8 protein-coding genes are annotated in these 9743 nt (G+C 72.2%); 4 read left to right on the forward strand and 4 right to left on the reverse strand.

Translation table 11 applies throughout. The features are described from left to right. Positions 1 to 19: 19 nt before the first annotated feature. Positions 20 to 1483: an alkaline phosphatase PhoX gene (locus OTB20_RS35260; RefSeq protein ID WP_267823880.1), complete on the reverse strand. Its 1464-nt coding sequence runs from the start codon at positions 1481 to 1483 to the stop codon at positions 20 to 22. Between the two features lie 166 nt (positions 1484 to 1649). Further along, positions 1650 to 3227 (reverse strand): hypothetical protein, encoded by a 1578-nt coding sequence (locus tag OTB20_RS35265; RefSeq protein ID WP_267823882.1) that lies wholly within the window; start codon positions 3225 to 3227, stop codon positions 1650 to 1652. A gap of 216 nt (positions 3228 to 3443) precedes the next feature. On the opposite strand from OTB20_RS35265, the gene OTB20_RS35270 reads away from it, so the two are divergent. From OTB20_RS35270 to OTB20_RS35280, 3 genes are all read left to right on the forward strand, one after another. Continuing rightward, positions 3444 to 5285, forward strand: coding sequence for an endonuclease/exonuclease/phosphatase family protein (locus OTB20_RS35270; protein WP_267823884.1), 1842 nt, complete (start codon positions 3444 to 3446; stop codon positions 5283 to 5285). Between the two features lie 56 nt (positions 5286 to 5341). After that, complete coding sequence (locus tag OTB20_RS35275; protein WP_267823886.1) at positions 5342 to 5794, forward strand: GNAT family N-acetyltransferase; 453 nt, start codon at positions 5342 to 5344, stop codon at positions 5792 to 5794. A 177-nt stretch (positions 5795 to 5971) separates the two neighbouring features. Further along, on the forward strand, positions 5972 to 6226 hold the full coding sequence (locus OTB20_RS35280) for a hypothetical protein (RefSeq protein ID WP_267752394.1): 255 nt from the start codon (positions 5972 to 5974) through the stop codon (positions 6224 to 6226). Positions 6227 to 6380: 154 nt separating this feature from the next. Here OTB20_RS35280 and dapD read toward each other — a convergent pair whose 3' ends face one another. Together dapD and OTB20_RS35290 are read right to left on the reverse strand one after the other, a co-directional pair. Then, entirely contained in the window at positions 6381 to 7361 is a 981-nt protein-coding gene (gene dapD / locus OTB20_RS35285) for a 2,3,4,5-tetrahydropyridine-2,6-dicarboxylate N-succinyltransferase (RefSeq protein WP_267823887.1), read from the reverse strand. A 9-nt stretch (positions 7362 to 7370) separates the two neighbouring features. After that, positions 7371 to 8639 carry an MFS transporter gene (locus OTB20_RS35290; RefSeq protein ID WP_420716551.1) on the reverse strand — a complete coding sequence of 423 codons (1269 nt, stop codon included), beginning with the start codon at positions 8637 to 8639 and terminating at the stop codon, positions 7371 to 7373. Between the two features lie 83 nt (positions 8640 to 8722). Between OTB20_RS35290 and OTB20_RS35295 the strand changes: the two genes are divergently transcribed. After that, entirely contained in the window at positions 8723 to 9619 is an 897-nt protein-coding gene (locus tag OTB20_RS35295; RefSeq protein ID WP_267823889.1) for a winged helix-turn-helix transcriptional regulator, read from the forward strand. Positions 9620 to 9743 lie beyond the last annotated feature (124 nt).

A 9743-nucleotide genomic window follows, 5' to 3' on the forward strand; every position in this document is an offset into this window, starting at 1 on the left:
TCATGCCTGGGGTGCCGGATCAGCGGCCGCGCCGCCACGGTCCCGTGACGGCGAGCATGATGCCCGGGTCCTGGAGGTTGGCGAACAGCGTCCGCCCGTCCGGCGAGAAGCAGACGCCGGTGAACTCCGAGTACTCCGGCTCCTGCTCCGTCCCCAGGTTCATCTCGTTGCGGGCCAGCGGGTACGTGCGCCCCGACTCCGTCGCGCCGAAGAGGTGCTGCAGCCCCGAGCCGTCCTCGGCGATGACGAGGCCGCCGTACGGGGAGACCGTGATGTTGTCGGGCCCGTCGTAGCCGCCGTCCACCGACGGGTCGGCGTTCACGCCGAGCAGGACCTGCAGCCGCACCGTGCGCCGCTTGGGGTCGTAGAACCACACCTGGCCGTCGTGCGGCGCGCCCGGGCTCTCCTCGCGGGCGTAGGAGGAGACGAAGTACGCCCCGCCGTCGGCCCACCACATGCCCTCCAGCTTGCGCCCGCGGGTCACCTCCGTCGCCCCGAACTGCTTGCGCACCGCCACGGTGCGTGCGTCGCGGTCCGCGACCGGCACCCAGTCCACCCCGTAGGTGGTCCCGATCTTCGTCGCCCGCGAGAGGTCGTCGACGAACAGCCCCGCCTTGTCGAAGCACTTGGCGGCCGCCAGCACACCGGCGTCGTCCGCGAGCTGACGGAGCTTGCCGCGCCCGTGCCGGAAGCCGCTCGGCGGGGTCCATCGGTAGAGCAGCCCGTTGGGGCCGGAGGCGTCCTCGGTGAGGTAGGCGTGGCCCTGCCTGGGGTCGATGACGACGGCCTCGTGGGCGTACCGGCCGAAGGCCTTGACGGGCTTCGGGTCGCGGTTGGCGCGGCGGTCGTGCGGGTCCACCTCGAAGACGTAGCCGTGGTCCTTGGTCATGCCGTTCTTGCCGGCCAGGTCCTCGTTCTCCTCGCAGGTCAGCCAGGTGTCCCAGGGGGTGGAGCCGCCGGCGCAGTTGGTCGACGTACCGGCGATCCCGACCCATTCGGCGACCTCGCCGCCGCGCCGGACCTCGACGACCGTGCAGCCGCCGGCCGCGGCCGGGTCGTAGACGAGGCCCTCGGTGAGCGGGACGGGGTGCTTCCAGCCGGTGCGCGGGCCCTTCAGCTCGTGGTTGTTGACGAGGAGGGTAACGCCCCGGTGGCCTTCGAAGGCGGCCGTGCCGTCGTGGTTGGACGGGGTGCTCTCGCCCGAGTCCAGCGTGGTGACTCCGCTGTGCGTGATCACGCGGTACGTGAACCCGGCGGGGAGGGCCAGGATGCCGGCCGGGTCGGGGACGAGCGGGCCGTAGCCGGGACCGTGACCATGGCCGTGGCCTCCGCGGCCCTGCTCCGCGCCCGCGCCCTGCCGCTCGCCGTCGTCCGCGGCGAGGGCCCCGGGGGCGGTGGCGAGTGCGCCGACCGTTCCGGTGAGCGCGACTCCCGCACCGGCGAGTGCGGTACGGGCGGTGAAGTCTCTACGGCTGAGCGGCATCGGGTCTCCAGGGGGTGGGGAGGTGCTGCGCTTGTCGTGCGGTCGTCGGCGCACACGCTCCCGCCCGCACGTGAACGCCGACTGAACTACCCGGGAAAACGAATCGACCCCTTACCCGAGCCCCCGTTGGCCGACTCCCTTTCGGGAAAGGCTGGTTACCATCGCCTCACACGCCCCGGGAACGCGCCTTGAACGCGGCCTTCCGCGCCTCCTTGGCGGCCTTCTTGTCGGGGTGCAGCCGCCCCATCGCCTCCAGCACGTGGGCCGTCGCCGGGTGCTCCACCCGCCACACCTGCTCGAAGAACCCGGTGTGGTGGGCGGTCAGCGATTCGATCAGCAGGGGCAGCTCCGACGCCTCCGCGCCCTCGTCTCCCCCGCCGCCCGTCGCGAGCTGCGCCGCGATCGTGTCGACCGTCAACCAGAACACCATCTCCTCGTCCGGCGCCGGTACGTCGCTCACCCCGTGCTCGGCCAGCCAGACCCGGGCGAGCCCCCCGAGTTCCGCGTCGTCCAGTACCGCGCGCACGGCCGGCTCGGCCTCCGCTCCGGCGGGTGCGAGGGCCTGCTGGCAGCGCAGCCGGCGCAGCGGGGCGCCCGCGTCGGCGCCGCGCGCGGCGGCGAGCAGTTCTTGGGCGGCCTCGGGTACGGGGCGGCCGGCCAGCCATTGTTCGATCTCGGCCTGGGCGGCGGCCTCGGAGTAGTGGGAGACCACGTCGAGCAGTACGTCCGCGCCCTTGTCGGCCAGTTCGCCGACGGCCGGGGCCTCGACGCCCGCCTCCAGCATGCGCGCCCGGATCCCGTACAGTCCGAGCGGGGTCAGCCGTACCAGTCCGTACCGGGAGACGTCCTCCTCGTCGGGAAGCGCGCCCGCGCTCGTGAGGAACTCCTCGTCGTCGGCCTCCGCCATCAGCTCCTCGTCGACGGGGCGGAACTCGACCAGCCCGATCGGTTCGAGCTGCCGGAACTGGTCGTCGAGGCGCATCATCGCGTCCGAGACCTGCTCCAGTACGGCGTCGGTCGGATCTCCCATGTCGTCCGGCACCACCATCGAGGCGGCGAGCACCGGGAGCGGCACCGGGCCCTCGGCCGTGCCGCCCTCGGCGACGGCGAGCAGGTAGAGGTTGGCGAGGACCCCGTCGAGGAAGTCGGCTTCGCGGCGCGGGTTCCAGTCGAGCTGGTCGAAGTCGATCTCGCCGCCCGCGTCGAGGGCGTCCACGAGGTCGTCCAGGGCGGGCACCGCGGCGTCCGCGAGGACGGTGTCCAGGGCGGCCAGCCACAGGTCGAGCACGTCGCCGGGGGTTCCGCCGGTCACCAGAGCCAGGTCCTCTCCTGGCTCGGCGGTGCCGAACTCCGCGCCGGCATCGGCCGCTTCCCCGGAGTCGGAGTCGGAGTCGGAGTCGGCGGCGGAAGCGGAGGCGGAAGCGGAGGCGGAGGCGTCGGCGGAAGCGCCGTCCTCCTCCGGCTCGGTGACCTCGACGAGGCCGGTGTCGACGGCCACCCTCCAGGCCTGGCTCGCATACGCGCTGGAGTCCTCGTCGGCGGGGTCCAGGCCCAGCAGGGCCACGGCCTCGGGCAGTTGCCCTGCGACGAGTTCGCCGCCGATGTCCACGCGGGTGTCCGGGCCGGCCCAGCGGGCGAGGCGCACGGCGCGGGCGAACAGCGGGGCGGCCAGGGCGTCGCGGGCCAGTTCCGCGTCGGAGAGCAGCCGTACCGGCGGCAGCGTGGGGTGCGAGTCTGCGGACATGGGGCGGTTCTCCTCGCGGGCACGGGTGGTTCGGGTACGGGTCTTACGGCGCCCCAGGGTAGACGCATTTCGGGCGCGCCCGGCCGCCTCTCCCCTTTGGTTCATCCCACAGTCAACCGGCGTATCCCCTGTAGGGCTTGACAACTTTGCCGGCCACGAAGGAAATTGACGCGCGTAGATATTTGCCTTCCCCTCCACACACCGGAGTTCCCGCCCATGCGCTCCTCGCATCCCCGTTCCGCCGCCGTCGCGGCCCTCGTCGCCACCGCGCTGGCCACCGGCCTGCTCGCGGGCACCGCCGACGCGGCCGAAGGCGCCGCGTCCGCCGATCCGATACGCATCCACGACATCCAGGGCACGACCCGGATATCCCCGCTGGCCGGCCAGCAGGTCACCGATGTCGCGGGCGTCGTCACGGGCGTTCGTACGTACGGTTCGCGCGGCTTCTGGATCCAGGATCCGGACACGGACGACGACGACGCCACCAGCGAGGGCGTGTTCGTCTTCACCAACGCGGCCCCGACCGTCGCGGCCGGTGACGCCGTCACGGTGTCCGGCCTGGTCGGCGAGTACATCCCCGGCGGCGTCTCGTCCGGCAACCAGTCGGTCACCCAGATCTCCAAGCCCGTCGTGACGGTGGTCTCCTCCGGCAACGCGGTGCCCGCTGCCACCGCGGTCAACGAGTACTCGGTCCCCTGCGCGTACGCCCCGGCCGGCGACCCGGCCGCCGCCGGCAGCGTCAACGCTCTGACGCTGGAGCCCTCGCGCTACGCCCTGGACTACTACGAGTCGCTGGAGGGCATGAACATCGCGATCGGCAACTCGCGCGTGGTCGGCGCCACCGACCCGCACGCGGAGCTGTGGGTCACGGTGAAGGGCTGGGAGAACACCGCCAAGCGCGGCGGGACGGTCTACGGCTCCTACGAGTCCCAGAACACCGGACGCCTCCAGATCCAGCAGCTCGCGCCCCTCGCGCAGCAGCCCTTCCCGGTGGCCAACGTCGGCGACAAGCTGACCGGCCGCACCGAAGGCCCGCTGGACTTCAACCAGTTCGGCGGCTACACCCTGGTGGCCCGCACCCTCGGCACGCTCAAGGCGGGCCCGCTCGCCCCGGAGAAGACCGAGGCGCAGGCCGCGAAGGAGCTCGCGGTCGCCACGTACAACGTCGAGAACCTCGACCCAACAGACCCGCAGGAGAAGTTCGACAACCTCGCGAAGGCCGTCGTCGAGAACCTCGCCTCCCCCGACATCCTCGCCCTGGAGGAGATCCAGGACGACAACGGCGCCAAGAACGACGGCACGGTCTCGGCCGGGGCCACGCTGGCGAAGTTCACGGCGGCGATCGAGGCCGCGGGCGGCCCCGCGTACCAGTGGCGCACGGTCGACCCGGAGGACAAGAAGGACGGCGGCGAGCCCGGCGGCAACATCCGTCAGGTGTTCCTCTTCAACCCGGCGCGGGTCTCCTTCACCGAGCGGGCCCCGGGCGACGCCGTGACGGCGACCGGTGTGGTGCAGGAGAACGGCAAGGCCGCCCTGACCCACTCCCCCGGCCGGATCGACCCGGCGAACCCCGCGTGGGCGGACAGCCGCAAGCCGCTGGCCGGCGAGTTCGTCTTCCGCGGCAAGACGGTCTTCGTGATCGCCAACCACTTCGGATCCAAGGGCGGCGACGAGGGCCTGACCTCCTCGCACCAGCCTCCGGTGCGCTCCTCCGAGGCCAAGCGGCTGCTGCAGGCGCAGGCGGTGAACGGCTTCGTGAAGGACATCCTGGCGGTGGAGAAGAAGGCCGCGGTCCTCGTGGTCGGCGACATCAACGACTTCGAGTTCTCGGCCACGGCGAAGGCGCTGGAGGACGGCGGGGCGCTGTACGCGGCGGTCAAGTCGCTGCCGAAGTCCGAGCGTTACTCGTACGTCTACCAGGGCAACGCGCAGGTCCTCGACCAGATCCTGACGAGCCCGGGCATCAAGCAGTTCAGCTACGACAGCGTGCACATCAACGCGGAGTTCGCGAACCAGAACAGCGACCACGACCCGCAGATCGTGCGCTTCCGCCCGTAGCGGCGCCTAGGGGGCCGGGCCGCACCGCCGCCCGGCCCCTTTGGCATGATCCCGGCATGATCTTCCGTACCGCAACGCGTCAGGACCTGCCCGCCGTACTCGCCCTGCTGGCCCAGGACGACACGGCGCAGGCGGCCCCCGTCGAGGCCACCGCGGTCTGCGAGGCCCACGAGCGGGCTTTCGCGGCGATCGGGGCGGACCCGCGCAGCGAGATGGTGGTCCTGGAGGAGGACGGGGTCGTCCTCGGCTGCCTGCAGCTGACGTACATCCCGGGGCTCGGCCAGGGCGGCCAGGAGCGGGCCCTGGTGGAGGCGGTACGCATCCGCGCGGACCGGCGGGGCGGGGGCCTCGGCGCCGACCTGATGCGGCGGGCGGCGGAGCGGGCCCGCGAGCGCGGCTGCGGCCTGATGCAGCTGACCAGCAACAAGCGCCGTGGCGCCGCACACCGCTTCTACGAACGTCTGGGCTTCGCGCGCAGCCACGAGGGCTTCAAACTGCCGCTGGCCTAGGTCGTCCTTTCAGGGTCGGGCCGGAACGGCCCGTCTCAGCAGCCGGTCGGGACGGCTGGGGCCAAGGACGGGACCTTTGGCCCTGGCGTGACGCTCGGCACATCCCTACCCATTCGGGCGGTTCTGGTGTTGAGTGTCTCCACGCCCGATCTTGTACGCACTCCTTTGGAGGACCGAGTGTTCCCCTCCATCTCCCTCGCCCAGGAAATCGGCATCGCCGTCCTGCTCGTGGCAGCCGTCGTCTGGCTGATCGGTCTCGGCCACATGCTGTGGGACAGCCGTTTCCACCACCCGGAGCCAGGTGCCTTCGAAGGCCTCACGGTCATCCCCGGACAGCGCGGCGCCTCCGCGCATCCGATGGAGTCGGTGGAACTGACCGAGGCGGAGCAGCAGGCCTTCGCCGGCCTGGTCCGCACGATCCCCCTGCACTGACCGCCGCCGGCCGGACCCCCGGCCCGCGAAGGCCCGCTCAGGTCAGCGTGTGCGAAGCCCCTCCCCCGCTCGGGGCGGGAGGGCGCTCGCCACGCACGGTGCCCTCCCACCCGGTCAGGGTGGGAGGGCACCGGTACGGCCTGACCGGGGAGGGTCAGTTGTGGCTGTGGAGGACCTCGTTCAGGCCGCCCCAGGCCGCCTTGTACGGGCGGGCCTCGACGGCGCCGGTGACCGAGTTGCGGCGGAACAGGATGTTGTTGGCTCCGGAGAGTTCCAGGGCCTTGACGACCTGGCCGTCCGGCAGGGTGACGCGGGTGCCCGCGGTCACGTACAGGCCGGCCTCGACGACGCACTCGTCGCCCAGCGCGATGCCGACGCCCGCCTCGGCGCCGATCAGGGTGCGCTCGCCGATCGAGATGATCTGCTTGCCGCCGCCCGACAGGGTGCCCATGGTGGACGCGCCGCCGCCGATGTCGGAGCCGTCGCCGACCACGACGCCTGCGGAGATGCGGCCCTCGACCATGGACGTGCCCAGGGTGCCGGCGTTGAAGTTGACGAAGCCCTCGTGCATGACCGTGGTGCCCTCGGCGAGGTGCGCGCCGAGACGGACCCGGTCCGCGTCGGCGATGCGCACGCCCTTGGGGGCGACGTAGTCCGTCATCCGCGGGAACTTGTCGATCGAGGTGACCTGGAGGTGCAGGCCCTCGGCGCGCGCGTTCAGGCGGACCGTCTCGACCTGGTCGATCGCGACCGGGCCGAGCGAGGTCCAGGCGACATTGGCCAGCAGGCCGAAGACGCCGTCCAGGTTCTGGCCGTGCGGCTTGACCAGGCGGTGGCTGAGCAGGTGCAGGCGCAGGTACGCGTCGTGCGCGTCCAGCGGCTTGTCCTCCAGGGAGGAGATCACGGTGCGGACGGCTACGACCTCGACGCCGCGGACCGCGTCCTGGCGGATCGCCTTGGGCGCGGAGGCGCCCAGCAGCTCCACGGCCTGTTCGGCGGTGAGGCGCTCGGTTCCGGCCGGGCCGGGTTCGGCGACCAGCTGGGGGGCGGGGAACCAGGTGTCGAGGACGGTGCCGTCGGCGGTGATGGTGGCAAGTCCGGCGGCGACGGCGCCGGTGGTACGCGTAGCAGTCATGCCCGAAACCTAACCGGCGACGGCCCGCGGTCGCGAACCGGTCTCATGTGCCGGGCGCGGGTCGTGTCGCGCCGGGCCGTCCACGGGGCCGGGCGCCGCCTCCCGCACCGACATCCACAGCACCGCCCCGCCGGCTGCCGCCGCCAGTGCCGCGCAGAGCGGCCACAGCAGCCCGGGCGCAGCGGAGTACAGGGCTCCGCCCAGCGGCCCGCCCAGTACGACGCCACTGGCCGAGACCCCGGCGTACAGGCTCTGGAACGTCCCGATGGCGTGCGCGGGCGCCCGGTCGGCCACGTAGGCGGTGGCGGGGGTCTTGTAGAGGATCTCCCCGAGGCTCAGCAGCACCATCATCGCCACGGCGGCTCCGATCCCGGCCCCGAACAGCAGCGCCCCGTATCCGGCGCCGACCAGCAGCAGTCCGATGCCGACGACCCTCAGTGGCGGCCGGGCGCGCAGGGCGACGGCGGCCGGCAGTTCCAGGACGAGGATGACGGCGCCGTTCAGGGCGATGATCAGTCCGTAGACGCCCGTGTCCAGGCCGTGGTCCGCCAGGTAGACCGGGAAGGTCGAATACTGCTGGCGGTAGATGACGTCCACGACGAGGATCGCGGCCAGCATGACGAGGACGGCGGGCCTGGCCCGGAGCTCCCCCCACACGCCGCGGCCCAGACCCCCGTCCGGGGCCGCGGCGGGGGTGTTCGCGGCGCCGCGCGCCGGGACGACGCGGGCGGTCCACAGGGCGAAGACGAGGGTGCCGACGCCGTCGGCGGCGAAGAGCCAGTCGTAGGACAGGCCCGTCGCGATCAGCGCGCCGAGCGGCGCGCCCAGAGTGAAACCGCCGTTGGAGACGCAGCGGACGACGGCGAAGGACTGGCGGCGCGCCCCCTCGGGGACGAGCACCGCGACGAGCGCCGCGTTGGCCGAGCGGATCGAGCCGATGGCGTACTGGGCCGGCGGCAGGGCGACGTAGAGCGCGGCGGTGGGCAGCACCGGCAGGAGGATCAGGGCGCCACCGGCGAGGGCTGAGGCGATGAGCAGGACGCGGCGGTGGCCGTAGCGGTCCCCGAACCCGCCGCCGGTGAAGTTGCCTGCGATCAGGCCGATGCCGCCGATCCCGGTGATGAGGCCGGCCTCGGCGACGGAGAGGCCGCGCGGGCCGGTCAGGTATACGAAGACGAAGACGAAGGTGAAGCTGGAGACGGCGTTGACGAACACGCCCGGCGAGAGCAGCCAGACTGCTCTCGGCACCTCTTTGAACCCGTGCAGCAGCACCCGCATCCCTCTGACCCCCGAGTTAGTTCCCTTTGGGAACGGACTATGTCAGCATGACAATCTCGGGTCAACGGACATAAGGAGCGCCCATGGCCCAGCGCACACACCTCGACGACGCGGACTGCTCGATCGCCCAGGCCCTCGACGTCGTGGGCGACTGGTGGACGCTGCTGATCGTGCGCGACGCGGCGCGCGGCGTGCACCGCTTCGACGAGTTCCAGCGCGAACTGGGCATGTCACGAAAGGTCCTGACGGAACGGCTGAAGCTGCTGGTGGAGGCGGGCGTGCTGACGCGCGAGCCGTACCAGGAGCGGCCGGTGCGCCACGCGTACCGACTGACCCCGCGCGGGCGCGCGCTGCTGCCGGTCCTGGTCGCCCTCCAGGACTGGGGCGACACCTGGGTCCTGGGAGAGGGAGAGATGACGGCCACGACGGAAGAAGCCTCGCGGGAAGCGGTACGAGTCCACGCGCTGCGCGGCACCAGACTGCCGGAGCTGCTGCTGGCGGACCGCTTCGGCGAGCTCAGCGACCCCGTGGCGGACACGCCGTTCACCGTCCTGTACTGCTTCCCGGGCGCCTACGCACGGGCCGAGTCCTACCCGCCGGGGTGGGGCGGGATCCCCGGGGCCCGGGGATGCACCCTGGAATCGTGCACGTACCGGGACCAGCTGGCCCAGTTCACGGCGGCGGGCGCGACGGTGCACGGGGTGTCGACCCAGCGACCGGACGAGCAGCGGGAGTTCGCTGAGGCGGAGGGACTCCGCTTTCCGCTCCTGTCGGACGCGGAACTCGGGCTCGTGGCGGCGCTGCGGCTGCCGACGTTCCGGGCGGGGGGCGTCAGCCGGCTGAAGCGCCTGACGCTGGTCGTGGACCGCGAGCGCACCGTCCGCGAGGTCTTCTACCCGGTCCGGGACATCGAGGCGAGCGTGGCCGCCGCCCTCGCGGCGGTCCGCGGGGCCAGGCCCGCCCCGAAAGAGACGGCCTAGGTTCTGTTTCCTGGATCTCCTGACGTGATCATGCTGTCTGGTTCAGGCTGGTCAGCATGGTGGGGCGGGGAGATCTGACGAACGCGGAGTGGGAGCGGCTGGAGCCGTTCCTGCCCCGCGGTGG

Source organism: Streptomyces sp. H27-H1 (genome assembly GCF_026627445.1).
In the GTDB taxonomy this organism is placed as follows: domain Bacteria; phylum Actinomycetota; class Actinomycetes; order Streptomycetales; family Streptomycetaceae; genus Streptomyces.

Excerpts from the sequence above, each read along its gene's own strand:
- OTB20_RS35260 (WP_267823880.1), bottom strand. The coding sequence starts at position 1,483 with ATGCCGCTCAGCCGTAGAGACTTCACCGCCCGTACCGCACTCGCCGGT.
- OTB20_RS35265 (WP_267823882.1), bottom strand. The coding sequence starts at position 3,227 with ATGTCCGCAGACTCGCACCCCACGCTGCCGCCGGTACGGCTGCTCTCC.
- OTB20_RS35270 (WP_267823884.1), top strand. The coding sequence starts at position 3,444 with ATGCGCTCCTCGCATCCCCGTTCCGCCGCCGTCGCGGCCCTCGTCGCC.
- OTB20_RS35275 (WP_267823886.1), top strand. The coding sequence starts at position 5,342 with ATGATCTTCCGTACCGCAACGCGTCAGGACCTGCCCGCCGTACTCGCC.
- dapD (WP_267823887.1), bottom strand. The coding sequence starts at position 7,361 with ATGACTGCTACGCGTACCACCGGCGCCGTCGCCGCCGGACTTGCCACC.
- OTB20_RS35290 (WP_420716551.1), bottom strand. The coding sequence starts at position 8,639 with ATGCGGGTGCTGCTGCACGGGTTCAAAGAGGTGCCGAGAGCAGTCTGG.
- OTB20_RS35295 (WP_267823889.1), top strand. The coding sequence starts at position 8,723 with ATGGCCCAGCGCACACACCTCGACGACGCGGACTGCTCGATCGCCCAG.